We start from the raw sequence: 25,362 nt of genomic DNA on the forward strand, positions 1-25,362 counted from the left end.
TTGGTAAAGCGGAAGTAATAGACAAAACGGACGAGCGGTACGGATTTCCGCGCCGCGGGGGACGGCTACCCTGGATGTGTGAACGACGCAGCCGACCACCGCCCAGACCAGGACTCGCAGACCGCCACCGGCAAGGGAGCTCTCGCCCGCGACGTGGCCCTGTACTCGCTCGCCCGGATGCTGCTGGTCGTCGTCCTCGCCGCCCTGATCCTCTACGTTCCGCGCGCCTTCGGGGTCGAGGTTCCGCTCATCATCGCCGCCCTGTTCGCCGTGCTCATCGCGCTGCCTCTGTCTCTGGTGCTCTTCGCGCCGCTGCGCCGGCGGGTGAACGAGGGCATCGCCGACGTCGATGCCCGCCGCCGCGCAGACCGCGCCGACCTCGAGGCCCGCCTGCGCGGGCGCGACGGCAAGTGACCGACTCCGGGGAGCCGGTCGCCGTCGACAGGTCCGTCCCACGGGACTGGGTCGACAACGCGATCCGGCTCATCGAAGCCGACGCGCAACGCAGCGCGGACACCCACCTGCTGCGCTACCCGCTGCCCGCGGACTGGGGCATCCAGCTCTATCTCAAGGACGAGTCGACGCACATCACCGGCAGCCTCAAGCACCGGCTCGCGCGATCGCTGTTCCTGTACGGGCTGTGCAACGGCTGGATCCGGAAGGACACGCCGATCGTCGAGGCGTCGTCCGGTTCGACGGCGGTGAGCGAGGCCTACTTCGCGAACCTGCTCGGACTGGAGTTCGTGGCGGTGGTCCCGCGCAGCACCAGCGCCGCGAAGGTCGCGCTGATCGAGGCGCAGGGCGGCCGTTGCCACTACATCGACCGGCCACCGGAGATCTACGCCGAGGCGCAGCGTCTCGCCGCCGAACTGGGCGGTCACTACATGGACCAGTTCACCCACGCCGAACGCGCCACCGACTGGCGCGGCAACAACAACATCGCCCAATCGATCTTCGCGCAGTTGCAGCTCGAGGAGCACCCGGTCCCGGAGTGGATCGTCGTCGGCGCAGGCACCGGTGGAACCAGTGCCACCATCGGCCGCTACCTGCGCTACCAGCGTCATCGCAGCCGCCTGGCGGTGGTAGATCCGGAGAACTCGGCGTTCTTCGGCGGCTACGCGACCGGATCGGCCGACTACACGACCGGGATGCCTTCCCGGATCGAGGGCATCGGGCGCCCGCGCGTGGAACCGTCCTTCGTCGGTGAGGTCGTCGACCGGATGATCCGCGTGCCGGACGCGGCGTCCGTCGCCGCGGCGCGGCACGCGAGCGAGGTCCTCGGCCGGCGCGTGGGCGGGTCGACCGGCACCAACCTGTGGGGCGCGTTCGGTCTCATCGCCGAGATGCTCGCCGCGGGTCGTCGCGGCAGCGTGGTGACCCTGCTGTGCGACGGCGGGGAACGGTATGCGCAGACCTACTTCTCCGACTCGTGGGTCGCGGCCGAAGGACTGGACCTGACCGGTCCGGCCGGCACCCTCGCGGCATTCGCGGCGACCGGGACCTGGAGCAGCTGAACCGCGCCGGCGACGCCGGATGCGCGCGTACCGTGAACCCATGGATCGCCCCGAGGTGACCCTGGCGAACTACGACGCCGTCTACGACTTCTACCGCGACCACCAGCAGCCCCGCGCGATCGCGCGGCTCGCCTACGCGATGCTCGCGGCCCGCTACCGCCCGCGCGTGAACTACCGGGCGGGGGCGCGTGATGCGGTGCGGGAGATGATCGCCACCGGCACACCCGTGGTGATCGTCGCGAACCACCTCACCCACAGCGACCAGTACACGCTCGCCGCGACGGCGTGGCGGTCGCCGCTGCGCACCCTGATCGGCCGCACCCGGGTTCTCGCGAAGGACGAGTTGTTCCGCGAACCGCGGCAGCGCCGCGAGGTGGACATGATGGGCGGCATACCCGTCTTCCGCGCGAAGAATCACGGGGTGCGGGCCGTCGCCGATGCGGGCCGCCGCATGATGGACGTCGCCGCGCTGCGTCTGAGCCGAGGCGACGCGCTGGCGATCTTCCCGGAAGGGACGTGCAACACCGGTGATCCGGCGCAGGTGCAGGCCGTGGGCAGCGGCATCGGTCACATCGTGCGACGTGCCGCCGCGCTCGGTGTGCAGCCGGCGCTGGTGACCGTCGGCATCGCGTACGGGCCGGACAACGATCCGGGCAGACCGGCGAGCGTCTTCATCACCCTGCCGGTGCCGGAGCTGGCCGGGAGCCCGCGGGAGGTCACTCAGCGGGTCGCGGAAGAGTTGCAGTGCGCGGTCGACGGCGCCGTCGCACGGTACTGACGGCGCCGCCCGGGATCGGCACGGAGTCGAGGAGACGCGACCGATGGCGGTGACGAGCGCGGGCCTGTTGCTGTACCGCATCGATCCGTCCGGCCTGCTCACCGTGTGGCTCGTCCATCCCGGCGGCCCGTTCTGGAAGGGGAAGGACGAGGCGGCGTGGTCCATCCCGAAGGGGGTGTACACCGCAGGCGAGGATCCCCTCGTCGTGGCGCTTCGCGAATTCGAGGAGGAGTGCGGCTTTCCGGCCCCGCCGGTCCCGACGTCCCTCCTGGGACGGTTCCGGCAGCCCTCCGGCAAGGTCGTCACCGCGTACGTGGGGGAGGCCGCCGAGGACTTCGCGTTCGTCCGCAGCAACACCTTCGAACTCGAATGGCCGCCGCGATCGGGGCGGATGCAGGACTTTCCGGAGGTCGACGATGCGCGCTGGGTCACGCTGCCCGTCGCGGCGACGGCGCTGGTGAAGGGGCAACGGCCGATCCTGGATGCGCTGTGCGAGCATCTCGACGCGGCTGGGCGCGCGTATCGGATCGGCTGATCCGGGACAAATTGTCAACACTTGTTGACAGCTTCGGATTGTCAACCTATGTTGACAGCATGAGTGAAGCAACGACACTCGCCGCCTCCGCCGCCAGCCCCGACCCTGCCGAGGGACTACGAGCCGTGCGGGCGCTGCGGCGACTGCTCGAACGACTCGAGGCGATCCAGGTCGAGAACGCCCGCGCCCAGGGCTGGTCCTGGCAGGCCATCGCCGACGCACTCGAGGTGAGCAGGCAGGCAGTTCACCAGAAATACAACCGGAAGCGCAGGTGACCACGATGTTCGAACGATTCACCGACAGTGCCCGCTCCGCCGTCGTCTCCGCGCAGACCGAGGCGCGGGCGCTCCGCACCGATGAGATCCGTACCGCGCACCTGCTTCTCGGCGTGCTCGTCACCGCCGACGTCTCGCTGCGCGACGAACTCGCCGGCGTCGGCCTCACCGCCGATGCGATCCGTACCGGTCTCGACGCCGACCCGCTCGGACCGGACGATGCGGAGGCGCTCGAATCCATCGGAATCGACCTCGACGCGATCCGCGAACGGATGGAGAGCACCTTCGGAGAAGGAGTCCTCGACCGGCCGTCGTCCGGGGGTGGCCGGTACGGACGCTGGGGACACGTCCCGTTCAGTCGCGGCGCCAGGAAATCGCTCGAGCTCGCCCTGCGCGAGGCGATCGCCCGCCGGGAACGGACCATCGGTACCGAGCACCTTCTGCTGGGCATCCTGCGCTCCGACGACGCGTCCGCGCTCCGGCTCGTCGAAGTCCACGTCGACCGCGAAAGCCTGCGGGATCTGCTGCACACGCGCCTCGATCGCGCCGCCTGAGCCGCGACGGCACGTTCCCACCGGTCACACGAGCGGCCGTGTGTAACAGTGACGGTATGACATCACTGATCCTGCGATTGGTCATCAACGCGGTCGGGCTGTGGCTCGCCGCCACCCTCGTCGACGGCGTCCGGATCGGCGCGATGGAAGGCGACGACGGAATCACCGGTCGCACAATCCTCGCGCTGCTGGTCCTCGCACTGATCTTCACGATCGTCAACGCACTCGTGAAGCCGCTCGTGAAGTTGCTGTCGCTCCCGCTGCTGATCCTGACGCTCGGATTGTTCACGCTGGTCATCAACGCGCTGATGCTGTGGCTGACCTCCTGGATCAGCTCGTTCACCGACTACGGCCTGACCCTGAGCGGATTCTGGGCGGCCTTCTGGGGCGCCCTGATCATCTCCGTCGTCAACCTCGTGCTCGGCGTGTTCGTGCCGGACGGAGACTGACCGCTGCCGCGCCGGGCCCTCAGCCGAACGCGAGGGCCGGCGCGGTCGCCAGCGCCCACACGAGCATCGCGAGCCCCGAATCCTGCAACGCCGGAATCAGGCTCATACCCCGGCCCCCGCCCCGGACCGGGGCATTGGCACGGACCGCGAACGGCACCGCGAGCAGGCCGGCAAGGGCCCAGGGGGTGACCGCGACCAGCGCGAGGGTCGCGACGAACGGCACCACGACCAGAATCAGGTGCAGTGTCCGGGTGCGTGGATCGCCCAGCCGGACCGCGAGGGTGCGCTTGCCGCTGACGGTGTCGGTGGGAATGTCACGCAGATTGTTGGTCACCAGAACCGCCGTCGACAGCGACCCCACCGCGATCGCACACGCCAGACCCGCCCAGGTCACCTGCCCGGCCTGCACGAACTGGGTGCCCAGCACCGCGACCAGGCCGAAGAACACGAACACCGCGACCTCGCCGAAGCCGCTGTAGCCGTACGGGCTGCGACCACCGGTGTAGTACCAGGCGCCGACGATGCACACCGCGCCGACGAGGATCAGCCACCACGCGCTCGTCGCCGCCAGGACGATGCCCGCGACCGCGCCGACGCCGAAGCACGCGAACGCCGCACGCTTGACGCTCGCCGGCGACGCCAGGCCCGACCCCACCAGCCTCAGCGGGCCGACCCGATCGTCGTCGGTGCCGCGGATACCGTCGGAGTAGTCGTTCGCGAAGTTCACGCCGATGACCAGCGGCACCGCCACGAGCAGCGCCAGCAGCGCCTTCCACCACACCGCACCGTCGATCGCGGCGGCGGCGCCGGTACCGGCGACGACCGGAGCGATCGCGTTGGGAAGGGTGCGCGGGCGGGCGCCTTCGAGCCATTGACCTGCGGTTGCCATGGGTCGATCTTCGCACCCTGCCCGAGGGTCAGGAGAACCGGGCGACGAGCGCGCGACGATCGACCTTGCCGGGCCCGCGCAGCGGCAGCGCGTCGACGACGTGCAGCTCCCGCGGCGCGGCGGTGCGGTCGAGGGCCGCCGACACGTGGTCGCGCAACTCGTCCAGGCCGGGGGAGCGGCCCGGTACCGCGACGACGACCGCGGCCACCCGTTGCCCGAGCCGATCGTCGGGCAGGCCGATCACCGCGACCTCCCGCACCGACGGATGCTCGATCAGGACCGCTTCGACGACCTGCGGTACGACGGTGAGCCCGCCCGTCGACAGGGCTTCGTCGAGCCGGCCCAGGATGCGGAGCACTCCGTCGTCGAGGATTCCGGCGTCGTCGGTGCGGAACCAGCCGGGTTCGGCGAAGGCGGGATGGCCGGGCAGACCGCGATAGCCCGCCGCGAGGGTCGCGCCGCCGAGCCACACCCGGGAGTCGGCGTCGACCCGTACGTCCACCCCGCGCAGGGGCACCCCGTCGTACACGCAGCCGCCGCACGTTTCGCTCATCCCGTAGGTCCGCACGACGGTGATGCCCGCGTCGCGGGCGCGCCGCAGCACCGGCGCAGGGGTCGCGGCACCGCCGAGGAGTATCGCGTCCAGCTCGGCCAGGGCGCGGGTGCCGTCCGGATGTTCCAGGGTCTTGATCAGCTGGGTCGGCACCATCGACGAGTACCGTCGCGGCCCGTCCATCGCGGCGATCGCGGCGGGCAACGCCGCCGGATCGAATCCGTTCGCGACGTCCACGACCACCGGATCGGTGCCCGCCAGCAGGCTGCGCACCAGCACCTGCATCCCGGCGATGTGATGAGCGGGCAGCGCGAGCAGCCAGGATCCGGTTCCGCCGAGACGTTCGTGGGTGGCGTCGCCGCCGGCGCGCAGGGCCGATGCCGTCAGCTGGGCGCCCTTCGGAGTTCCGGTGGTGCCGGACGTCGCCATCACCAGACCGATCCCGTCCGCGACGGGTTCACCGGGATGCAGGGCACCGGTCAACCGGCGGGTCTCGCGGTCGTCGTGGGCGGGCACCGGAAGCAGGGCCGGTCCGTCGCCGTCGAGCATGCGGCGCAGGGCGGGCAGCACCGCGACGACGTCTCGACCGGACGGAACCGCCAGCGTCTCGAGGACACCGCTCACAAGCCGTGTCCCGTCAGCGGCCAGCCGCCGGATTCCAGATGACGACGCACCCGGTCCACGTCACGATCGAGCGGCATCTCGTTGGTGATCTTCGTGATGAGCACGGCGATGTCGGTCTTGCTGATGGGCAGGTCCCCGGCCTCGATCAGGGCGTCGGCGACCTGGTTGACCTCGTCCTCCCCCAGGCGACGGGTGAGCAGCGCCAGGAGTGGGACATAGTCCTGCTCCGGGACGCCTTCGGGGTAGCCGGCGCGCAGCCATTCGATGATCGAGGACAGGAACGGGGGCAAAATCACGGCGCCCCTCGGCCCGACCCGGGGGCGAGCTCCTTCGCGGTCTCGTCGGCGGACACCGTGTCCTCGGCCGAGACCACGGGCCAGCCGCCCGCGGCGAGGTGCTCGGTGACCCGCTCGACGTCCTCCTCGGACGGGTCCTCGTGGAGGACTCCCGCGATGATCTGCTTGAGCTGGTCGTAGTCGACGTGGCGATCGGGATGTTCGTGGGCGGTCGCGATGGACAGTTCCATCACCTGCGCGATCTCTTCGTCGGTCAGTCGCCGTCGAAGTACCGCGAGCAGTGCGAAGTGGTCCTTGGCCGGAATGCCTTCCGGGTAGCCGGCGCGCAGCCAGTCGAGGACCGAGCGGAGCGAATACTTGGACACTGTGCTTCTTTCGTGGCGTGCGATCAGAACAGGTTGATGCCGAAACTGCTGGACAGGAAGCCCGCAGTCAACAGCAGTATTCCCGCAATGATGGCAATTACAACCACCGCGAAGCAGACAGCTGCGCCGGCCATGCCGGCGGGGGTGGCCCGGGGGTTCTCCTCGGTGGTCCCCGCCGCCAGCGAACGCATGCCGAGCGCGAAAAGCGCAGGTAGGCCGGCTCCGAAGATCAATCCGACGAGGACGACCTGCCAGAGTGAGCTGAGGGTGTGGGTCAGGAGATTCACAGGCGTTCCTTCGAACCGGCCGCAGGTCGGGCGTCGGCGTCCGCCGGAGCGGCGGGGGTGCCCGGGGCGCTTCCGCCCGGCGCGCCGTCCCACTCGTCGGTGACGTTGGAGGCGTCGATCGGCTGCCTGCGCGAGCGCAGGTACATGAAGCCGGCCAGCGCGCACAGGATCGCGAAGACCACCAGGACGCCGGGCAGGCCGCCGATCACGTGGGCGATGCCCCAGCAGAGGGCGCCGACCAGTGCGGCGGACGGCAGCGTGATCAACCACGCCACTGCCATGCGGCCGGCGACACCCCAGCGGACCTCCGCCGACTTCGTGCCGAGCCCGGTACCGAGGATCGAACCGGTCGCGACGTGCGTGGTCGACAGGGGCAGACCGAAGTGGCTGGACGTGAGGATGATGGCCGCCGACGACGACTCGGCCGCCATACCCTGCGGCGGCGAGATCTCCACCAGGCCCTTGCCGAGGGTGCGGATGATGCGCCAGCCCCCGAGATAGGTGCCCAGCGCGATGGCCACCGCGCAGGTGAATTTCACCCAGAAGGGCATCTCGGCGTCGGCGGTGATGCTGCCGTGCGCCACCAGCGCCAGGAAGATCACGCCCATCGTCTTCTGGGCGTCGTTGGTGCCGTGGGCCAGCGACACGAGCGATGCGGTGCCGACCTGACCGATCCGGAATCCGCGGGTCCGGTGACCTTCGGGAAGATCGTGCGTGAGGCGATGCACGGACCACGTGCCGACCGTCGCGACGAGCGCCGCCACGACGGGGGCGAGCAGCGCGGGGATGATGACCTTGCCGAGCACGCCGTCCCAGACGACGCCGTGGATGCCGATCGCGGCGAGGGCCGCGCCGATCAGGCCGCCGAACAGTGCGTGCGAGGAGCTCGACGGCAGGCCGAACAGCCATGTGGCGAGGTTCCACAGGATGCCGCCGACGAGGCCGGCGAACACGATGGTGAGGAGTTCTTCACCACCGGTGCTGCCCAGATCGACGACACCTTTCGCGACGGTCGCCGCGACCTCGACGGACAGGAAGGCACCCACGAGGTTCAGGACCGCGGAGAGAATGACCGCCACCTTCGGCTTCAGAGCGCCTGTGGCGATGGATGTGGCCATTGCGTTGCCGGTGTCGTGAAACCCGTTGGTGAAGTCGAATGCGAGGGCAGTGACGACCACTACCAGGAGGACAACAAGCTCAGCGGTCACATCTCAAGATTGTGCGGTAGCGGGGAGGTAAAAGTACAGCGAACGTCTTGTGAACCTGGAGTGTTTCCCAGCCGTTACGCGAGGTCGCGGCGCAGCGCGGCCCGCAGCGTGTGGGGGGAGTCACTCGAAGCGGCGATGTGATGGCTGTCTCGTTCGACGCCGGCGACGTTCGGTGTGTGCGGCCGGTCCCATCTAACGGGTGTCGCGCCGGATCGGGTGGTCCGGGGGGATCTGCACCAGCACGACGGGGATGCCGTCCGGATCGGCGATCCACAGCTCGTGCAGACCCCACGGCTCCTGCCGGGCGTCCCGCACGATCTCGATCCCCGCGACGACCAGCTCGGCCTCGGCGCTGTACACATCCCGCACCTGCAGCCAGAGAGCGCCGGGGAAGCGGATCGGTTCGTCGCTTCCGCCGTGCGCCGCGATCTCGATCAATCCCTGACCGGCGAAGAACACCGTGCCGCCCGGGTACTCGCGGGCAATCGCCAGGCCCAGCGTCGTTCCGTAGAACTCGAGCGCTGCGTCGTAGTCGCGCGGACGCAGGATCGTCCGGCTGCTCAGCACCTCCACGTCCGGTTTCCTTCCCTCACTCGTTCGAGCCGGGCCGCGCTTCGTGACCGCGCCGGCCGTGGGTTCGCCGCTCCTCTTTCATCTCGGCCTCGAACAGGTGCCGGCGACCGTCGACGAGCTTGCTGCGCACGTCCGCATCCAGGGCCCGGAGCTCGGACCAGTAGCCGTCGTCGAACTCCTCGACGAGCTGGAAACTCCACCGTCCTTCGGCGATGTTGCGGCCGACCATTTCGGTCCGGACCCGCTGAGCGAGTTCCGGATGGCCCGCCGCGTCGAGAAGATCGGCGGCGTCCCCGGCCTGGAGATCGCCGCGGCCCATCAGCTGATGGAACGCATAGAGATGGCCACGGGCCTGCTCGACCGTCTCGAGCGCCTCGGACAGCTTGCCGACGGCCTCGATCGTCGCGTCGTCGACACCGTCCGGGCGGGTGTGCTCCGGGGCCGGATGATCGCGATCGGTCATGGTCCACAGTGTGCCGGACCGGACGGGCCGCGACTGTTCCAACGAACGAAACGACAGCCCGGGACCGGGTGCGAACTGCTAGAAGTACCAGGGGAACGGCGACCAGTCCGGGTCGCGCTTCTCCAGGAAGCTGTCGCGGCCTTCGACGGCTTCGTCCGTCATGTACGCGAGGCGCGTGGCCTCCCCGGCGAACAGTTGCTGGCCGACGAGCCCGTCGTCCTGCAGGTTGAACGCGTACTTGAGCATGCGCTGCGCCTGCGGGGACTTGCCGTTGATCTTCGCCGCCCACTCCAGCGCGACGTTCTCGAGTTCGTCGTGGTCGACGACCCGGTTCACGGCACCCATCCGGTGCATCTCCTCGGCGGTGTAGGTGTCGCCGAGGAAGAAGATCTCGCGGGCGAACTTCTGCCCGACCATCTTCGCGAGGTAGGCGCTGCCGTAGCCGCCGTCGAAGCTGCCCACGTCGGCGTCGGTCTGCTTGAACCGGGCATGTTCACGCGAGGCGAGGGTCAGGTCGCACGTGACGTGCAGGCTGTGCCCACCACCGGCGGCCCAGCCGTTGACGAGCGCGATCACGACCTTCGGCATGAACCGGATCAGCCGCTGTACCTCGAGGATGTGCAGCCGCCCGGCGCGCGCCTTGTCCACGGTGTCGGCGGTCTCGCCGCTCGCGTACTGGTAACCGCTGCGGCCGCGGATGCGCTGGTCGCCGCCGGAGCAGAACGCCCAGCCGCCGTCCTTCGGGCTCGGGCCGTTGCCGGTGAGCAGCACCGCACCCACATCCGACGTCATCCGCGCGTGATCGAGCGTGCGATACAGCTCGTCCACGGTGTGCGGGCGAAACGCGTTGCGCACCTCGGGCCGGTCGAACGCGACACGGACCGTGCCCTGCGTGACGTGCCGGTGGTACGTGATGTCGGTGAGGTTCTCGAATCCGGGAACGGGGCGCCACAGCTCAGGATTGAAGGTCACGTCGCCACCTTAGAGGGTGGGTTCGACACGACCGGATCGTCAGCGGCCGATAACGTGCTGGGTATGAGTGAACAAACGGATCGGTCGGTAGACGCGGAGCACGAACACCACGGTGGTTTCCCCGTGTACACCCCCGTCAAGGCGGGGCCGAACTACGGCCGGTTCGTGGAAGCCCTGCGTCGCCTGCAGGACCTCGCGGTCTCGACCGACCCGCCGGAAGACGTGGTCGATCAGGCGATCGTGCAGGCCGAGGCGCTCGGCGACCTTCTCGAGCCGCACCAGGTTCGCGAGGGCAAGTCGCCGGCCGGGTTCAATCCCGACCTGCCCGGCCGCGGCAGCCTGCTGCAGCCGCCGTGGCTGATCGAGAAGTTCGACGCCGACGGGGTCCGTGAACGCGGCACGTTCCGGTTGTTCCATCGCGGCGGCAACAACGCCGTGCACGGCGGCACCATCCCGCTGCTGTTCGACGACCTGTTCGGCATGATCGTGCACGCTTCCGGGCATCCCATCGCCCGTACCGGCTACCTGCACATCAACTACCGCAAGATCACTCCGATCGGCACCGAACTCGTCGTCGAGGGCCGGGTCGATCGGGTGGAAGGCCGCAAGATCTTCTGCTCGGCGGAGCTGCGCACCCCCGACGGCACCCTGCTGTGCGACTGCGAAGCGCTCATGATCCAGTTGCTGCCCGGCCAGCCGTGACCGACCCGGTACTGCCCCCGCTCGACGACGTCCTCGCCGGCGCGGTCGTCGTGTCGCTGCCGATGCGGGTCCGGTTCCGGGGGATCACCACCCGCGAGGTCGTCCTGATCCAGGGCCCGGCCGGCTGGGGTGAGTTCGGCCCCTTCCCGGAATACGGGGACGACGAGGCCGCGCACTGGCTGCATTCGGCGATCGAATCCGCCTGGCTCGGGGATCCCGCGCCGCAGCGGGCGGCGGTACCGGTCAATGCGACCGTCCCCGCCGTCGACCCGGACCGCGTGCCCGAGATCCTCGCGCGGTTCCCCGGAGCACGTACCGCGAAGGTGAAGGTCGCCGAGAAGGGGCAGGATCTCGCACAGGACCTCGCGCGGGTGCGGGCGGTCCGTGAGCTGATCGACAATGTGCGCGTCGACGCGAACGGCGGCTGGACGGTCGACGAAGCGGTCACTGCGCTGACCGCCCTCACCGTCGACGCTCCGCTCGAGTACGCGGAGCAGCCGTGCGCGACCGTGCCCGAGCTCGTCGAGGTACGACGCCGGCTGCCAGGAGTCCCGGTCGCCGCGGACGAGAGCATCCGGCGCGCCGAGGACCCCCTGCGTGTGGTGCGGGCCGGTGGAGCCGACGTGGCTGTGGTGAAGGTTGCACCGCTCGGTGGCGCCGCGCGGCTGCTGGCCCTCGCCGGAGAACTGGCCGAGCACGGCGTGCCCGTCGTGGTGTCGAGCGCGCTCGATTCGGCTGTCGGGATGGGCTCGGGTCTGGCCGCCGCGGCGGCGTTGCCCGACCTGCCGTACGCCTGTGGCCTGGGCACGGGTGGTTTCTTCACCGTCGACGTGGCACCGGGACGGGCGATGAGCGACGGGATGGTCCCGGTCGGTCCGATCACCCCGGATCCGGCCCGTCTGGCCGAACTGGCCGCTCCCGGCGAGCGGGTCCGGTGGTGGACGGAGCGGCTCCGGCGGTGCCACGCCCTGCTCCGCTGACTCGGGGTATGGCGGCGCCGTCGCGTCGTATATCGTTCGGGCGTCCCAATCGTCACACAAGTCCCATGTATGGAGGCAGTGAAAGTGGTTGCAGCTCTGGGTGATGCTCTGCTCGGCGCCGACAAGTTCCCGGCAGTCGTCACCGACGTCGAGGCTTTGATCGATGCCGAGGTCTCGGACAAGAAGGGCGCCTCGGGTCTCGCCCTCAAGGGCGGATACTCCGCGGTGAAGAAGGTCGGACCGTCGATCGTGCCGGGCGCGGTCGAGGGGCTGCTGCCCGAGTTCGTCGAGAAGATCCAGCCGTTCTGGCAGGAATTCGGCGGCAACGGATCGTTCGCCGACTTCCTCGTCGCTCGCGAGGACCAGGTCGCCGACGCGCTCCTGGGTGTGACGGACGAGCGCATCGCCGGGTCGTCGAAGTCCGCCGTCAAGAAGGTGTACGACACGCTGCGTCCGTCGGCGAAGAAGCACGTCGCCGAGGCGCTTCCCCGCCTGGGCGAGCTCATCCAGAAGCACGCCGGCTGAGCTGAGCAGTAGATGCCTTTCCGGCTTCGGAACGGGGACCGGTCCGGGAAGGCATCACCACTCGCCGCCGCTCAGTAGGCGGCGGCCCCGTAATTCCAGTACCCGGTGAAGGACACCGACGACTTCGGCAGGCCGCGCTCGCGCACCAGGTGCCGTCGCACCCCGGTGACCAGGCCCGATTCGCCGGCCAGGAAGACATAGCCGGGTTCGTCCGGCAGAACCGCTGCCCGCACCGCCTCGGTCACCGCTGTATCGGGTCGCAGGTCCGGGTCCGACCGCACGACCGGGTGCACCCGCACGCCGGGCCCGGTCCGCAACTCCTGCGCGGTGACGTCGTCCGGATCGGCCACCTCCACGAAGACCTCGACCGGCCGGCCGAACTCCATCGAATCCAGAATCCCGGCCAGCGCGGGCAGGGCGCTCTCGTCGCCGACGAGAAGCTGCCACCGCGCGTCCGGGAACGGCTGATAGATGATGCCCTCGTCGAGCAATCCCAGCTCCTCGCCGGGCCGAACGGTGTCGGCCCACACCGACGCCGGACCCAGGTCGCCGTGGGAGGCGAAATCGATGTCGATCTCCGCGGTGTCCCCGAACCGTCCCGCGCCGGCCGGCCGGTAGCGGCGGATCGTGTAGTTGCGCAGCAACGGCCGGATGTCGTCGGGCATGGCCTGGAGTTGCGGCCACCACTGGTCGTCGGCCGCGGTCGGCAGGTGGAGTTCGCTCTGCCCGGTCTCCGGGAACAGCATGCGAAACCAGTGGTCGAAACCCATGGGGGCGATGCTCGACAGGCGTTCTCCGCCCACGGTGACGCGGACGAACGAGGGACTGATCCGCTCGGAAGCCAGTACCCGCGCCCGCACGAGTTCGCGCGTGACGGGTTTGAGGAACTTCGTCGTCCTGCGTGTCGCGGTCCGGGCTTGCTCGGCCATGCCCACCTCCTGAGGTCAGCCGACCCTAACTCACAGGCGTGGACGGCCGCGCGGGTGCACGGCTGCGGCACCGCGGCGCACGCGAACGCTGTGGCGAGGGCGCTCCACCGTTCGGGGAGAAGGTCGAGCAGGCCGTATCCGCCGATCCCGCCGACGAATCGGAGCAGTCGCGACAGCTCGCCCCGCCCGGCAGGCCCGCGAAGACCGCGAGCACTCCGAGTTCGACGCGATTGTCCACGACGAGCAGTGTGCCGGCGGGACGATCAGATCTCCGGACGATCGAGGCGGCGGACCTGGGGTGTCAGCCCCCATTCGGTGCGCCCGAGACGACTGGCCGGGGCGAGCGCCGCGAAATCGGGTGCTCCGTCGTCGGCGAGCACGTCCGGACGCACCGTGACCGCCACGACGTCACCCATCACCACGAAGGAGTCGCCGATCTCGATGACCCGGTGCAGCGTGCACTCGATCGACGCGGGGGATTCGGCGACCCGGGGTGGATGCACCCGTTCGCTGCCCTCGGTCCGCAGGCCCACCCGAGCGAACTCGTCCACGTCGTGCGCGAATCCCGCCGATGTCGCGTTGACCTGTTCCATCAGCGGCACGGTGGCGATGTTGATCACGAACTCGCCGGTCTCCTCGATGTTGCGGAGACTGTCCTTGCGGCCCACCGACGTGAACTGCACGACGGGCGGCGCCGTGCTGGCGACGGTGAAGAAACTGTAGGGCGCGACGTTGGGCACACCGAGCGCCGAGACCGTCGATACCCACGCGATGGGACGCGGCACGACGGTTGCGGTGAGGAGCCGGTAGAAGCGTCCGGCGCTGAGCTCGGCGGGATCGAAGACTGTGCGCATGCCCTCATTCTCACCGCGCAGCCCGCAGGGTTCCCGCCGTGACACCCACGATCGGCCGGGGGAGCGGCGCTCGGCGCCGGACCCCGAACTACGCTGGACGCCGTGAATCCGTCCACCGCCCAGGCCACCGCAGTAGTCGACGAACTCGCCCGAGGCGGTGTTCGCGACGTGGTCCTGTGCCCGGGTTCGCGCAATGCGCCGCTCGCGTTCGCGCTGCAGGCCGCCGACACGGCCGGCCGGCTGCGCCTGCACATGCGCATCGACGAACGCACCGCGGGATTCCTCGCCATCGGGCTTTCGCTCGCGTCCGGCCGCCCCGTCCCGGTGGTCATGACCTCGGGAACCGCGGTCGCGAACCTCGGACCGGCAGTTCTCGAAGCGAACTACGCCCGCGTCCCCCTCGTGGTGCTCAGCGCGAACCGGCCCTACGAGCTTCTCGGTTCCGGGGCCAACCAGACCGTCGAGCAGCTCGGCCTTTTCGGCAGCCAGGTCCGGGCCACGATCAGCCTCGGGCTGGCCGAGGGCATCGAGCAGAACAGCCAGTGGCGCTCGGCCGTCAGCCGCGTGCTCGCCGCGGCCCGCGGCACCCGCTCCGGCAACGCCGGTCCCGTGCACTTCGACATTCCGCTGCGCGAACCGCTCGTACCCGACGTCCACGTCCAGGGGCCCGTGCCGGAAGGACGCGCCGACGGCAGCGCATGGACGACGACGACGCACGCGACCCTCGACGTGCCGCTCGAACTGGACGTCAGCGACGACACCGTCGTCATCTCCGGGCACGGCTCGGCGTTCCGGCCGGAACTGGCGGGGTTGCCCACCGTCGCCGAACCCACCGCCCCGATGCACGGCATTCCCGTGCATCCGATGGCGTTGCCGCAGCTCCAGCCCCGCAAGGCCGTCGTCACCGGCCGGCCGACGCTGCACCGGCCCGTCTCGAAGTTGCTCGCCGACCCGTCCGTCGAGGTGTACGCGCTCACCACGGGACCGCGCTGGCCCGATGTGTCCGGCAACGTCCTGGCCACGGGTACCCGCGCGGTCGTCACCGGCAGCCCCGATCCGGCGTGGCTCGAGCGCTGCCGCCGGCTCACGGCGCACACCGACAAAGCTGTGCGCGCCCAGCTCGACCGGCATCCGAAACCGACGGGCCTGCACGTCGCCGCGGCCGTCACCGACGCTCTTCGGCCCGGTGACCAGCTGCTGCTCGGCGCCTCGAATCCGGTGCGGGACGCCGCGCTGGTGAGCTACCCGAAGCAGGGTGTGACCGTGCTCTCCAATCGAGGCGTCGCGGGGATCGACGGCACCGTCTCCACCGCGGTCGGCGCAGCCCTCGCCTACGAGGAGGGCCGGACCGTCGCGCTCCTCGGCGACCTGACGTTCCTGCACGACGCGTCCGGGCTGCTGGTCGGTACCGCCGAACCGCGTCCCCGCGACCTGACGATCGTCGTCGCGAACGACGACGGCGGCGGCATCTTCGAGCTGCTCGAACAGGGCGATCCCCAGTACGCCGGTGTGTTCGAACGCGTCTTCGGCACGCCGCACGGCATGGACCTGGCCGCGCTGTGCGCCGCCTACCGGGTACCGCACACCCACGTCGACCTGCCGGCACTGACCGCCGCGCTCGCCGACCCGGTCGTCCCGGCCGGCGGCATCCGCGTGCTCGAGGTTGCCACGGACCGTGCCGGACTGCGTGAACTCCACGCGGCCGTGCGGGCGCAACTGTGAGGTCGCGGGCGTGACCTCCACCCCGTCCGGCGCTGCGTCCGGCGCGACCGCCACGGTCCGGGCCCGCCGAGCCGTGCTCGCCGTCGCGATCGCCGTCTCGGTGCTCGCCGTGATCCTGGTGCTCGGCGCATGGCGCAACGACCGGATCATCGGCTCGGACACCGGAACGGCGACGGCCGAGGTGCTCTCGGCCGGTTCCCTCCGGTCCGCGATCAGCTTCGTCACACCCGACGGCGTCACCCACAACCCTGAACTCGGTGTCCTCTATCCGACCGGGCTGACCGTGGGGCAACGCATCGCCGTGGAGTACGCGCGCAGCGAACCCGACCTCGTCCGGGTCACCGGCCGCGATGCGCGTGTCGCGATCGTGCCCGCGGGGTCGGTGATCGTCGTCACCTGGATGATCGCGACGCCGATACTGCTGTATCTGCGCCGGCGGTCGTAGCGGGTAACGTCTCGACCGTGGCAACTACTCACGGATCGCGTGCGTCCCTCGACAAGGATCCGCGCGAGGTCGCGTCCATGTTCGACGGTGTCGCCGAGCGTTACGACCTGACCAACACGGTGCTGTCGTTCGGGCAGGATCGCGGGTGGCGACGTGCGACGCGCGCAGCACTGGATCTGAAGCCGGGGGAGCGGGTCCTGGATCTCGCCGCCGGAACCGGCGTTTCGACGGTGGAACTGGGGCGTTCCGGAGCGTGGGTCGTCGCCACCGACTTCTCGACGGGCATGCTGAAGGCCGGCAGTTTCCGTCAGGTGCCGATGGTCGCCGGGGACGCCATGAAGCTGCCGTTCGCCGATGCCGTCTTCGACGCGGCCACCATCTCCTTCGGGCTGCGCAATGTGTCCGATTTCGATGCCGGGCTCCGCGAGATCGCGCGTGTCACCAAGCCGGGCGGACGGCTCGTGGTGTCCGAGTTCTCCACTCCGGTCCGCGAACCGTTGCGCACCGTCTACATGGAGTACCTCATGCGGGCGTTGCCCCGTGTGGCCCGCGCGGTGAGCAGCAATCCCGACGCGTATGTCTATCTGGCCGAGTCGATCCGTGCCTGGCCGAACCAGAAGGACCTGGCGTTGCGGATCGAGGCGGCGGGGTGGAAGTCGGTGCGGTGGCGCAACCTCACCGGCGGGATCGTCGCGCTGCACAGCGCGGTGCGGTAGAGCGCTGCACAGCGCGGTGCGGTAGAGCGCTGCACAGCGCGGTGCGGTAGAGCGCTGCACAGCGCGCGTCAGGCGAACAGGGGCCGGCGGTCCCAGTGCATGGAGGTGCGCCCGCCCGTCCGCCACGCGCGCGCGACGAGGTCGGCGTCGGCGTCGGTGACGAGGTTGCCCATCACTCGGACCGCCACCGTCATCAGCGCGCGCGAACGCATCGCGATCGGTCCGGTGGCGGGCAGGAACTGCGGGACGGTGAGCAGGCCCGCGAGTCGCCGTGCCGCCGAGAATGCGCGTCCGTAGCGTTCGCGCAGCAGGGTCGGCCACAGGTGGGTGAGGTCGTCGGAGCCGAGGACCCGCGCCACCAGGCGTCCGCCTTCGAGGCCGTAGTCGATTCCTTCGCCGTTGAGCGGGTTCACGCACGCTGCGGCGTCCCCGATCAGAGCCCAGTTGCGGCCGGCGATGCCGCTGACGGCACCGCCCATCGGCAGCATTGCGGACGCCACCCGTGTCACCTCCCCGAGTTCCCATTCGGGGCGGCGCTGCGCGGCGTACAGGTCGATGAGCGGTCGCAGCGAGCCGGATGCGGGTCGTGCCGATGTCGCGAGGGTCCCCACGCCGATGTTGACTTCGCCGGTTCCGAGAGGGAACACCCAGCCGTATCCGGGCTGCAGGGCGCCGGAGGGGTCGCGCAACTCGAGATGCGACGTGATCCACGGGTCGTCGCTGCGCGGAGAGGTGGCGTAGGACCGGGCCGCGACACCGTAGGCGGTGTCGCGGTGCCAGGTCCGTCCGAGAATCTTGCCGAGGGGCGAGCGGACACCGTCCGCGACGACGAGCTGCCGGCAGGCGACGGTTCGGAGCCCCGCGGACGTGTGCATCGTCACAGCGGTGATGCGATCGCCGTCGCGTTCGACCGAGACGGCTTTCGCCCCGTCGACCATGTGCGCTCCGGCATCGACGGCGGCGCGGCGGATGCGGTCGTCGAGTTCGGTGCGCGGCACCGCGCTGCCCTGCGTGGGAAAGGACCCGTCCGGCCACGGCAGTTCGAGTCGCTGCCCGAACCCTTCGAGGCGGAGTCCCCGGTTGACGGTGTGGGTGCGCAGCCAGTCGCCGAGCCCGAGCCGGTCGAGTTCGGCGACTGCTCGCGGGGTCAGCCCGTCGCCGCACGTCTTGTCGCGCGGGAAGGTCGCGGCGTCGACGAGAAGCACCTCGTGCCCGTCCCGGGCCGCCCACGCCGCCGCGGACGAACCGGCGGGACCTGCGCCGACGACGAGCACATCGGTGCGTTCGGGCAGGGAGCTGTCGGTCTGGCGCGACGCGCGCGCGGAGGGTTGTTCCACCACGTGCCCATCTTGTCAGGTGTAGGTTCGGTGCCTCGACGAGGTGGCCGGCCGAGGGAGCGGCTAGGTTCACTACGGTGGAGCCGAGGCGACAGAACAGGATGGGTACTTCATCGTGAGCACTGAGGGGGCGGCGCAGACCGCCGGTTCGTCCGGCGCGGTGTCGGGAACCGTGGTGGCCGGGGTCGATCTCGGCGATCCGGGCCTGGCGGCCACCGTGCGGGACGGACTCGCCCGGGTCGAGGACCTGCTCGTGCAGGAACTGTCCGACGGCGAGGACTTTCTGACCGAGGCCGCGTTGCATCTGGCGAAGGCCGGCGGCAAACGGTTCCGCCCGCTGTTCACGGTGCTCACCGGTCAGCTCGGCCCTGATCCGACGGACCCGTCCATCGTGACCGCGGCGACCGTCGTCGAGCTGGTGCACCTCGCGACGCTGTACCACGACGACGTGATGGACGAGGCGACGATGCGCCGGGGTGCGCCCAGCGCGAACGCGCGCTGGGGCAACAGCATCGCGATCCTCGCCGGCGACTATCTGTTCGCCCACGCGTCGCGTCTGGTGTCGACGCTCGGACCGTCCGCCGTGCAGATCATCGCCGAGACGTTCGCCGAGCTGGTGACCGGCCAGATGCGCGAGACCATCGGTGCCCGGCAGGAACAGGACCCGATCGAGCACTATCTGCGCGTGGTGTGGGAGAAGACGGGTTCGCTCATCGCGGCGTGCGGTCGTTTCGGCGGCACGTTCTCCGGTGCCGACGCCGAGCACATCGCCCGGCTCGAGCGGCTCGGCGACGCGGTCGGGACGGCCTTCCAGATCGCCGACGACATCATCGACATCGCGTCGGTGTCCACCGAATCGGGGAAGACCCCGGGCACGGACCTGCGTGAGGGTGTGCACACCCTGCCGGTGCTGTTCGCGTTGCGGGAGTCCGGACCGGACGCGGATCGCCTGCGGGAGATCCTCGTCGGGCCCGTCGTCGACGAGGATCTCGTCGCCGAGGCGCTGGAACTGCTGGTGCGGTCCCCGGGGATGGCCGCGGCCAAGCGCACGCTGGCGGAGTACGCGGAGCGCGCACACGCCGAGCTGGCTGCGCTGCCGCAGGGTCCGGCGAACGACGCTTTGCGCCGTTTGGTGGACTACACGATCGCCCGGGTCGGATAATTCGGGCAGGGTCCACCCCCTGCCCGGAATCCGGCAGGGAACCCGGTGCGTGCCCCCGTTCGTTGAACGGCACAGGGTTCGGATCGGGAAGGGGTGCTACGTGCACGGATACGCGAACGGTATGAAGACGGCCGTGCTGCTGATCGGCATGTCGGCGCTGATCGTGTTCATCGGCTCGTTGTTCCGGAACCCGACGATCCTGATCCTGTCGATCGTCTTCGCCGTCGGCATGAACGCATACGCGTACTTCAACAGCGACAAGCTGGCCTTGAAGGCGATGCATGCGCAGCCGATCACGGAGGTGCAGGCACCGGTGATCTACCGGATCGTGCGGGAACTCGCGACGACGGCGCACCAGCCGATGCCCCGCCTGTACGTCAGCCCCACCAACGCCCCCAACGCCTTCGCGACCGGCCGGAACCCGCGCAATGCTGCTGTGTGCTGCACCAGCGGGATTCTGGACATCCTCGACGAACGGGAGTTGCGGGCGGTGCTCGGGCACGAGCTGTCCCACGTCTACAACCGCGACATCCTGATCTCGTCGGTGGCGGGGGCGATGGCCGCGGTGATCTCGGGTCTGGCGAATTTCGCGATGTTCGCGGGTGCCTTCGGCGGGAACCGGGAAGGTTCGAACCCGTTCGCGCTGCTGCTGGTGTCGCTGCTCGGCCCGATAGCCGCGACGGTGGTCAAGCTGGCGGTATCGCGGTCCCGGGAGTACCAGGCGGACCAGTCGGGCGCGGAGCTGACGGGCGATCCGCTGGCGCTGGCGTCGGCGTTGCGCAAGCTCGAACGCGGAACCCAGGCGGCACCGTTGCCGCCGGAACCGCGCATCGCGGCCCAGTCGCACATGATGATCGCCAACCCGTTCCGTGCCGGTGAGAAGGTGGGCCGGCTGTTCTCGACGCATCCGCCGATGGAGGAGCGGATCGAGCGGCTCGAGCGCCTGGCCGGCCTGCGCTGAGAACAGTCGCGTCAGCGCAGGCCGCGGGCTGTCCGGCGGACTGCTGGGCTCAGCGGTAGTTGACGAACTGCAGCGCCACGTCCAGGTCGGCGTTCTTCAGCAGCGCGATCACGGCCTGCAGGTCGTCGCGCTTCTTGCCGGACACGCGCAGCTCGTCGCCCTGGATCTGGGCCTTGATGCCTTTCGGTCCCTCGTCGCGGATCAGCTTGGAGATCTTCTTCGCGTTCTCCTGGCTGATGCCCTGCACGAGGGTGCCGGTCAGCTTGTAGATCTTGCCGGACTGCGCCGGTTCGCCCGCGTCGAACGACTTGAGCGACAGATCGCGGCGGATCAGCTTCTCCTTGAACACGTCGAGGGCGGCGAGCAGCCGGTCCTCGGTGTTCGCGGTGAGGGTGATGGCTTCGTCACCGGACCATTCGATCGAGGCGTCGGTGTTGCGGAAGTCGAAGCGGGTCGCGAGTTCCTTCGCGGCCTGGTTCAGAGCGTTGTCCACCTCCTGCCGGTCGACCTTGCTCACCACATCGAACGACGAATCAGCCACGAGGCACTCCACTTCGGATCGGGTTGTGTACGGGGTTTCCACGCCGACGCTATCGGTTCGCAACCGCCTGTATCCACCCGGTTTGCATTCCAGGGGGGTGTGCGTTGTATTCTTCCAACGCGTCAGGGACACGGTCCCGGATCGCACACCAGGCAGGTTGCCCGAGCGGCCAATGGGAGCGGACTGTAAATCCGTCGGCTTACGCCTACGTAGGTTCGAATCCTACACCTGCCACCGGAACGGCCCCGATCTTCACGGATCGGGGCCGTTCTGCATTTCGGGGGCCGTTCTCCCGTTTCGGAGCCGGATCTGCGGCGCGTGGCACAGCAGGTTGCAGCGCGCCGGAAACCGGGGGGAGGGGCCGGCGCCGCGGGTGGGGCCGGCAGTTCGGCGCCGGTCGCGCCGAGAACCCTGCGATTGTCCGATTTATGCGCTCTGACCTGCTGATTTTGTACTGCGGGCGAGTGTGTGTAATCTTTTGGAGGCCGCAGGGAGCAGAGATGCGAACGGCGGCCACGCCCCCTTAGCTCAGTCGGCAGAGCGTTTCCATGGTAAGGAAAAGGTCGACGGTTCGATTCCGTCAGGGGGCTCGCTGGATTGTGGTGCCGCCGAATGGTTTGCTCGTACGGCACTCGACACCGAGGCGGTGTAGCTCAGTTGGTAGAGCAAACGACTCATAATCGTTGTGTCGCCGGTTCAAGTCCGGCCATCGCTACCAAAGTTGAATGAACCACCTGATCTACAGCAGATCAGATTTACGCGAAAGAAGGCATCCCGTGGCCTCCTCAACCGACGTTCGGCCGAAGATCACCCTGGCCTGCGAGGTGTGCAAGCACCGCAACTACATCACCAAGAAGAACCGTCGTAACGACCCCGACCGGCTGGAACTGAAGAAGTTCTGCCCGAACTGCGGCAGCCACCAGGCACACCGCGAGTCGAAGTAGTCAACAGGTCGACGTCGACGCGTGAGCTCTCCGCAGAACCGCCCACGTCACAGACGTCCGGGTGGATTTGCGGGGGGTTTTCCGTATGACGGACACATTGGTGAGTGAAGAGAACATCGTGGACGTGACCGAACAGGCCGGGATCCCGTTCGACGTCGCAGCCCACGCAGCGTCCATGGTCGGGCACCATTACCGGGTCGAGGACTTCTACGAAGTCGGCCGGGAGAAGGTGCGCGAGTATGCACGCGCCGTGCTGGATCCCCATCCGGCTCATCACGACGAGGAAGCAGCCAAGGGCCTCGGTTACGACGGCCTGATCGCGCCGCTGACCTTCGTCTCGATCATCGGCATGATCGCCCAGCGCAAGATGTTCGACGAGATCATCGTCGGATACGACCTGAGCCAGATCATGCAGACCGATCAGCGGATCGTGTTCCATCGCCCGATCCAGGTCGGTGATCGACTGTTCTGCGACGTGTACCTCGACGATTTCCGTCAGGCTGCCGGCAGCGACATCATCACCACCAAGAACATCATCACGGACCAGCACGACAACCTCGTGCTGACCACGTGGACGACGCTGGTCGGACGGACCGGCGGCGAGGTGGACGCGAACATCGCCCACGCGGTCAAGGATGTGATGATGCATGTCGCTTCGTAGGTTCGAGGACGTTTCGGTCGGAGACGAGCTGCCCACGCGGGTCGTCACGCTGACCCGGGGCAACCTCGTCAACTACGCGGGTGTGTCGGGTGATCCCAATCCGATCCACTGGAGCGACAAGGTTGCAGAACTCGCCGGGTTGCGCGGCGTCGTCGGTCACGGCATGCTCTCGATGGGCATCGCGGCCGGCTTCGTGACGGAGTGGCTCGGGGACCCGGGTGCGGTGACGGAATACAACGTCCGTTTCACCAGCCCTGTATACGTGGAGGCCGACAAGGCCGCCGAGGTGGAGTTCACCGGCAAGATCAAATCGGTGGACGAGACCAGCAAGACAGCAGTGGTCGCGATCGTGGCCAAGTCCGAGGGGCGTAAGATCTTCGGACGGGCCACCGCAACGATCCGACTGGCCTGAGTGCCGGACGGATTGGGTTTGTTCCGGGGCTATGAAGTACACTAAGGCTTCTGGGATCGCATAGCGCAGCGCGCTGCTCTTCGGTGCTTGTTCAGACCGACTGGGTAGCGCGCGTGTCATGTGGTCACGGATGGGTCGACGGAAGACGCCGGATTCCGGCGAGGTCGGCCAAAGGGGCGTAGCTCAACTGGCAGAGCAGCGGTCTCCAAAACCGCAGGTTGCAGGTTCAAGTCCTGTCGCCCCTGCACCCGGACGGCCAGCGACCGAGAGGAACGATGTGAGCGAGGAGCGCGGTACGCGCGACGGCGACACCGCAGGGACCCCGGGTCCCCGCGACGGCCGGACTGCAACCGACGCAACCCCCGATGTTTCCTCTTCGGTCACCCGGCCGAGTGGCAAGCGTTCCGGTCGACGTTCCCCCGAATCCCCGAGCGAGGCCGGGTCGGGACGGTCGGCATCCGCGGTCGCGACGAAGCCGTCCGCGGGAAAGTCCGGAGCGAAGAAGCCCGAGAACATCTTCAAGCGTCTGCGACGCTTCTTCCGCGAGGTCATCGCCGAGCTGCGCAAGGTCATCTGGCCCAACCGCAAGCAGCTCGTCACCTACACGACGGTCGTCGTCGTCTTTGTGGCGGTCATGACCGCATTCATCTTCGGAATTGATCTGGCGTTCGTGAAGGGCGTCAGCTGGTTGTTCGGCTAGGCACGTACGCGTGCCGGCGAATTTGTGATCGACGAGAGGAAAGTGCCCCGGTGAGCACCCCCGAGAACGACTCATACGAGCCTTCGGCCGAGGAGAGCGTTTCGGACGAGGTCTTTGTCGACGACGCCGCGACCGCGGAAGCGGCCGGGGAGTCGGCAGAGGCGGGCACCGAGACCGTCGAGGACGCTCCGGTCGAGTCCGAGACCGCCGAGGCGGAGCCTGTCGAGGCGGAGGCAGAGGTCGATCCGGCCGAGGCGCTCGAGAAGCAGCTGCGCCTGGAGCCCGGCGACTGGTACGTCGTGCACTCGTACGCGGGCTACGAGAACAAGGTGAAGGCCAACCTGGAGACCCGCGTCCAGAACCTGGACCTCGCCGAGTACATCTTCCAGGTCGAGGTCCCCACCGAAGAGGTCACCGAGATCAAGAACGGCCAGCGCAAGCAGGTCAATCGCAAGGTGCTGCCCGGTTACATCCTCGTCCGCATGGAACTGAACGACGAGTCGTGGGGCGCGGTGCGCAACACCCCCGGCGTCACCGGCTTCGTCGGCGCGACCTCGCGTCCGTCGCCGCTGACGATCAAGGAGGTCGTCAAGTTCCTGCTGCCGCAGCAGTCGAAGAAGAAGCCGGCTGCCGGTGCCGCGGCGACCGGTGAGGCCACCGTGGCCGCCGCCAAGCCCACGATCGAGGTGGACTTCGAGGTCGGCGAATCCGTGACCGTGATGGACGGACCGTTCGCGACGCTGCCCGCATCGATCAGCGAGGTCAACGCCGAGCAGCAGAAGCTCAAGGTCCTGGTGTCGATCTTCGGTCGCGAGACCCCCGTGGAGCTGTCGTTCAACCAGGTCTCCAAGATCTGATCGGCTCCGGGGACCGACCCCTCCCAAACTTGCAGTAGCAGTACGCAAGAACCACACCGAGCAAGAAACTAGGAATAGAGATGCCCCCGAAGAAGAAGAAGATTGCCGGGCTCATCAAGCTCCAGATCCAGGCAGGTCAGGCCAACCCGGCGCCGCCGGTCGGTCCCGCGCTGGGTCAGCACGGCGTCAACATCATGGAGTTCTGCAAGGCCTACAACGCCGCGACCGAGTCGCAGCGCGGCAACGTCGTGCCGGTCGAGATCACGGTCTACGAGGACCGTACGTTCGACTTCAAGCTGAAGACCCCGCCGGCGGCGAAGCTGCTGCTCAAGGCCGCGGGTGTTCAGAAGGGCTCCGGCGAGCCGCACAAGACCAAGGTCGCCAAGGTCACCATGGACCAGGTGCGCGAGATCGCCAAGACCAAGCAGGAAGACCTGAACGCCAACGACGTCGAGGCCGCCGCGAAGATCATCGCCGGCACCGCGCGCTCGATGGGCATCACGGTCGAGGGCTGACGCCCACAGCAGGAACCCGTGGGAGGGCCTGCCAGGCCCGCAACCACGACCGAACCATTCACCG

34 protein-coding genes and 4 tRNA genes are annotated in these 25,362 nt (G+C 68.8%); 25 read left to right on the top strand and 13 right to left on the bottom strand.

What is annotated here, in order from left to right; all coding sequences use genetic code 11:
• Nucleotides 1-78: 78 nt before the first annotated feature.
• From A8G15_RS05130 to A8G15_RS05160, 7 genes are read left to right on the top strand one after another with little or no spacing between them, the layout of a single operon-like run.
• Nucleotides 79-414: a DUF4229 domain-containing protein gene (locus tag A8G15_RS05130; RefSeq protein WP_068156127.1), complete on the top strand. Its 336-nt coding sequence runs from the start codon at nt 79-81 to the stop codon at nt 412-414.
• A complete protein-coding gene (cds1, locus tag A8G15_RS05135) occupies nt 411-1,514 on the top strand; it encodes an L-cysteine desulfhydrase Cds1 (protein ID WP_068156130.1) in 1,104 nt (367 codons plus the stop codon). The genes A8G15_RS05130 and cds1 overlap by 4 nt, the downstream gene beginning before the upstream one ends.
• Before the next feature lie 40 nt (nt 1,515-1,554).
• The gene (locus A8G15_RS05140) at nt 1,555-2,292 is read left to right on the top strand and encodes a lysophospholipid acyltransferase family protein (RefSeq protein ID WP_068156252.1); all 738 of its coding nucleotides are present in this window, start codon (nt 1,555-1,557) and stop codon (nt 2,290-2,292) included.
• A gap of 43 nt (nt 2,293-2,335) precedes the next feature.
• Nucleotides 2,336-2,827, top strand: a complete 492-nt coding sequence (locus A8G15_RS05145) for an NUDIX hydrolase (protein ID WP_068156132.1) — start codon at nt 2,336-2,338, stop codon at nt 2,825-2,827.
• 59 nt (nt 2,828-2,886) lie between these two features.
• A complete protein-coding gene (locus A8G15_RS05150; RefSeq protein ID WP_068156135.1) occupies nt 2,887-3,102 on the top strand; it encodes a hypothetical protein in 216 nt (71 codons plus the stop codon).
• 5 nt (nt 3,103-3,107) lie between these two features.
• Nucleotides 3,108-3,656, top strand: coding sequence for a Clp protease N-terminal domain-containing protein (locus tag A8G15_RS05155; protein ID WP_068156253.1), 549 nt, complete (start codon nt 3,108-3,110; stop codon nt 3,654-3,656).
• Between the two features lie 56 nt (nt 3,657-3,712).
• Nucleotides 3,713-4,105: a phage holin family protein gene (locus A8G15_RS05160; RefSeq protein WP_068156136.1), complete on the top strand. Its 393-nt coding sequence runs from the start codon at nt 3,713-3,715 to the stop codon at nt 4,103-4,105.
• A gap of 19 nt (nt 4,106-4,124) precedes the next feature.
• Here the strand turns inward: A8G15_RS05160 and A8G15_RS05165 are convergent, their stop codons facing one another.
• The 9 genes from A8G15_RS05165 to A8G15_RS05205 all read right to left on the bottom strand — a co-directional run bounded on the left by A8G15_RS05165 (nt 4,125) and on the right by A8G15_RS05205 (nt 10,335).
• Nucleotides 4,125-4,994: a 1,4-dihydroxy-2-naphthoate polyprenyltransferase gene (locus A8G15_RS05165; protein WP_068156139.1), complete on the bottom strand. Its 870-nt coding sequence runs from the start codon at nt 4,992-4,994 to the stop codon at nt 4,125-4,127.
• Between the two features lie 28 nt (nt 4,995-5,022).
• Entirely contained in the window at nt 5,023-6,171 is a 1,149-nt protein-coding gene (menE, locus tag A8G15_RS05170) for an o-succinylbenzoate--CoA ligase (protein WP_068156142.1), read from the bottom strand.
• Entirely contained in the window at nt 6,168-6,467 is a 300-nt protein-coding gene (locus A8G15_RS05175) for a DUF3349 domain-containing protein (RefSeq protein ID WP_068156143.1), read from the bottom strand. Before A8G15_RS05175 ends, menE begins: the two co-directional genes overlap by 4 nt.
• The gene (locus tag A8G15_RS05180; protein WP_068156146.1) at nt 6,464-6,832 is read right to left on the bottom strand and encodes a DUF3349 domain-containing protein; all 369 of its coding nucleotides are present in this window, start codon (nt 6,830-6,832) and stop codon (nt 6,464-6,466) included. The genes A8G15_RS05175 and A8G15_RS05180 overlap by 4 nt, the downstream gene beginning before the upstream one ends.
• Before the next feature lie 23 nt (nt 6,833-6,855).
• Nucleotides 6,856-7,119: a hypothetical protein gene (locus A8G15_RS05185; protein WP_068156149.1), complete on the bottom strand. Its 264-nt coding sequence runs from the start codon at nt 7,117-7,119 to the stop codon at nt 6,856-6,858.
• Nucleotides 7,116-8,327 carry an inorganic phosphate transporter gene (locus A8G15_RS05190; protein WP_068156152.1) on the bottom strand — a complete coding sequence of 404 codons (1,212 nt, stop codon included), beginning with the start codon at nt 8,325-8,327 and terminating at the stop codon, nt 7,116-7,118. The genes A8G15_RS05185 and A8G15_RS05190 overlap by 4 nt, the downstream gene beginning before the upstream one ends.
• Before the next feature lie 192 nt (nt 8,328-8,519).
• Nucleotides 8,520-8,900 carry a VOC family protein gene (locus tag A8G15_RS05195; protein ID WP_068156155.1) on the bottom strand — a complete coding sequence of 127 codons (381 nt, stop codon included), beginning with the start codon at nt 8,898-8,900 and terminating at the stop codon, nt 8,520-8,522.
• A 16-nt stretch (nt 8,901-8,916) separates the two neighbouring features.
• Nucleotides 8,917-9,363, bottom strand: a complete 447-nt coding sequence (locus tag A8G15_RS05200) for a hypothetical protein (protein ID WP_068156257.1) — start codon at nt 9,361-9,363, stop codon at nt 8,917-8,919.
• Nucleotides 9,364-9,441: 78 nt separating this feature from the next.
• A complete protein-coding gene (locus A8G15_RS05205; RefSeq protein ID WP_068156158.1) occupies nt 9,442-10,335 on the bottom strand; it encodes a 1,4-dihydroxy-2-naphthoyl-CoA synthase in 894 nt (297 codons plus the stop codon).
• Nucleotides 10,336-10,398: 63 nt separating this feature from the next.
• On the opposite strand from A8G15_RS05205, the gene A8G15_RS05210 reads away from it, so the two are divergent.
• The 3 genes from A8G15_RS05210 to A8G15_RS05220 all read left to right on the top strand — a co-directional run bounded on the left by A8G15_RS05210 (nt 10,399) and on the right by A8G15_RS05220 (nt 12,542).
• Entirely contained in the window at nt 10,399-11,037 is a 639-nt protein-coding gene (locus A8G15_RS05210) for a PaaI family thioesterase (protein ID WP_068156159.1), read from the top strand.
• Nucleotides 11,034-12,017, top strand: coding sequence for an o-succinylbenzoate synthase (locus A8G15_RS05215; protein WP_068156162.1), 984 nt, complete (start codon nt 11,034-11,036; stop codon nt 12,015-12,017). Before A8G15_RS05210 ends, A8G15_RS05215 begins: the two co-directional genes overlap by 4 nt.
• 84 nt (nt 12,018-12,101) lie before the next feature.
• Nucleotides 12,102-12,542 (top strand): DUF6918 family protein, encoded by a 441-nt coding sequence (locus A8G15_RS05220; protein WP_068156258.1) that lies wholly within the window; start codon nt 12,102-12,104, stop codon nt 12,540-12,542.
• A 71-nt stretch (nt 12,543-12,613) separates the two neighbouring features.
• Here A8G15_RS05220 and A8G15_RS05225 read toward each other — a convergent pair whose 3' ends face one another.
• Both A8G15_RS05225 and A8G15_RS05230 read right to left on the bottom strand, forming a co-directional pair.
• Nucleotides 12,614-13,471 carry a siderophore-interacting protein gene (locus tag A8G15_RS05225; protein ID WP_068156165.1) on the bottom strand — a complete coding sequence of 286 codons (858 nt, stop codon included), beginning with the start codon at nt 13,469-13,471 and terminating at the stop codon, nt 12,614-12,616.
• A gap of 263 nt (nt 13,472-13,734) precedes the next feature.
• Complete coding sequence (locus A8G15_RS05230) at nt 13,735-14,325, bottom strand: flavin reductase family protein (RefSeq protein WP_068156263.1); 591 nt, start codon at nt 14,323-14,325, stop codon at nt 13,735-13,737.
• Nucleotides 14,326-14,427: 102 nt separating this feature from the next.
• On the opposite strand from A8G15_RS05230, the gene menD reads away from it, so the two are divergent.
• From menD to A8G15_RS05245, 3 genes are read left to right on the top strand one after another with little or no spacing between them, the layout of a single operon-like run.
• Nucleotides 14,428-16,047: a 2-succinyl-5-enolpyruvyl-6-hydroxy-3-cyclohexene-1-carboxylic-acid synthase gene (gene menD / locus A8G15_RS05235; RefSeq protein WP_068156168.1), complete on the top strand. Its 1,620-nt coding sequence runs from the start codon at nt 14,428-14,430 to the stop codon at nt 16,045-16,047.
• Nucleotides 16,048-16,057: 10 nt separating this feature from the next.
• A complete protein-coding gene (locus A8G15_RS05240; RefSeq protein ID WP_068156276.1) occupies nt 16,058-16,492 on the top strand; it encodes a DUF3592 domain-containing protein in 435 nt (144 codons plus the stop codon).
• A gap of 17 nt (nt 16,493-16,509) precedes the next feature.
• The gene (locus tag A8G15_RS05245) at nt 16,510-17,208 is read left to right on the top strand and encodes a demethylmenaquinone methyltransferase (protein ID WP_082899665.1); all 699 of its coding nucleotides are present in this window, start codon (nt 16,510-16,512) and stop codon (nt 17,206-17,208) included.
• A gap of 68 nt (nt 17,209-17,276) precedes the next feature.
• Here the strand turns inward: A8G15_RS05245 and A8G15_RS05250 are convergent, their stop codons facing one another.
• The gene (locus A8G15_RS05250) at nt 17,277-18,548 is read right to left on the bottom strand and encodes a geranylgeranyl reductase family protein (protein ID WP_068156172.1); all 1,272 of its coding nucleotides are present in this window, start codon (nt 18,546-18,548) and stop codon (nt 17,277-17,279) included.
• A gap of 112 nt (nt 18,549-18,660) precedes the next feature.
• Between A8G15_RS05250 and A8G15_RS05255 the strand changes: the two genes are divergently transcribed.
• Both A8G15_RS05255 and htpX read left to right on the top strand, forming a co-directional pair.
• Nucleotides 18,661-19,707: a polyprenyl synthetase family protein gene (locus A8G15_RS05255; RefSeq protein WP_068156175.1), complete on the top strand. Its 1,047-nt coding sequence runs from the start codon at nt 18,661-18,663 to the stop codon at nt 19,705-19,707.
• Nucleotides 19,708-19,807: 100 nt separating this feature from the next.
• Nucleotides 19,808-20,668 (top strand): zinc metalloprotease HtpX, encoded by an 861-nt coding sequence (htpX, locus tag A8G15_RS05260; protein WP_068156178.1) that lies wholly within the window; start codon nt 19,808-19,810, stop codon nt 20,666-20,668.
• Nucleotides 20,669-20,717: 49 nt separating this feature from the next.
• On the opposite strand, the gene A8G15_RS05265 is transcribed toward htpX, so the two are convergent.
• A complete protein-coding gene (locus A8G15_RS05265) occupies nt 20,718-21,209 on the bottom strand; it encodes a YajQ family cyclic di-GMP-binding protein (protein WP_068156278.1) in 492 nt (163 codons plus the stop codon).
• Nucleotides 21,210-21,360: 151 nt separating this feature from the next.
• Between A8G15_RS05265 and A8G15_RS05270 the strand changes: the two genes are divergently transcribed.
• The 10 genes from A8G15_RS05270 to rplK all read left to right on the top strand — a co-directional run bounded on the left by A8G15_RS05270 (nt 21,361) and on the right by rplK (nt 25,298).
• Nucleotides 21,361-21,443 (top strand) — tRNA-Tyr (locus A8G15_RS05270).
• Nucleotides 21,444-21,726: 283 nt separating this feature from the next.
• Nucleotides 21,727-21,799, top strand: a tRNA-Thr gene (locus A8G15_RS05275).
• A 52-nt stretch (nt 21,800-21,851) separates the two neighbouring features.
• Nucleotides 21,852-21,927 (top strand) — tRNA-Met (locus A8G15_RS05280).
• A gap of 58 nt (nt 21,928-21,985) precedes the next feature.
• On the top strand, nt 21,986-22,153 hold the full coding sequence (gene rpmG, locus A8G15_RS05285; protein WP_068156180.1) for a 50S ribosomal protein L33: 168 nt from the start codon (nt 21,986-21,988) through the stop codon (nt 22,151-22,153).
• Nucleotides 22,154-22,238: 85 nt separating this feature from the next.
• Nucleotides 22,239-22,814, top strand: coding sequence for a (3R)-hydroxyacyl-ACP dehydratase subunit HadA (gene hadA, locus A8G15_RS05290; RefSeq protein WP_068156183.1), 576 nt, complete (start codon nt 22,239-22,241; stop codon nt 22,812-22,814).
• Nucleotides 22,801-23,226: a (3R)-hydroxyacyl-ACP dehydratase subunit HadB gene (gene hadB, locus A8G15_RS05295; RefSeq protein ID WP_068156185.1), complete on the top strand. Its 426-nt coding sequence runs from the start codon at nt 22,801-22,803 to the stop codon at nt 23,224-23,226. Before hadA ends, hadB begins: the two co-directional genes overlap by 14 nt.
• A gap of 172 nt (nt 23,227-23,398) precedes the next feature.
• A tRNA-Trp gene (locus A8G15_RS05300) sits at nt 23,399-23,471 on the top strand.
• A gap of 32 nt (nt 23,472-23,503) precedes the next feature.
• Nucleotides 23,504-23,926, top strand: coding sequence for a preprotein translocase subunit SecE (secE, locus tag A8G15_RS05305; RefSeq protein ID WP_068156188.1), 423 nt, complete (start codon nt 23,504-23,506; stop codon nt 23,924-23,926).
• 50 nt (nt 23,927-23,976) lie between these two features.
• Nucleotides 23,977-24,783: a transcription termination/antitermination protein NusG gene (gene nusG / locus A8G15_RS05310; RefSeq protein WP_068156191.1), complete on the top strand. Its 807-nt coding sequence runs from the start codon at nt 23,977-23,979 to the stop codon at nt 24,781-24,783.
• Between the two features lie 80 nt (nt 24,784-24,863).
• Complete coding sequence (gene rplK / locus A8G15_RS05315) at nt 24,864-25,298, top strand: 50S ribosomal protein L11 (protein WP_068156194.1); 435 nt, start codon at nt 24,864-24,866, stop codon at nt 25,296-25,298.
• The last annotated feature ends 64 nt before the right edge of the window (nt 25,299-25,362 follow it).

It is taken from the genome of Rhodococcus phenolicus (genome assembly GCF_001646785.1).
GTDB classification, from domain to species: domain Bacteria; phylum Actinomycetota; class Actinomycetes; order Mycobacteriales; family Mycobacteriaceae; genus Rhodococcus; species Rhodococcus phenolicus.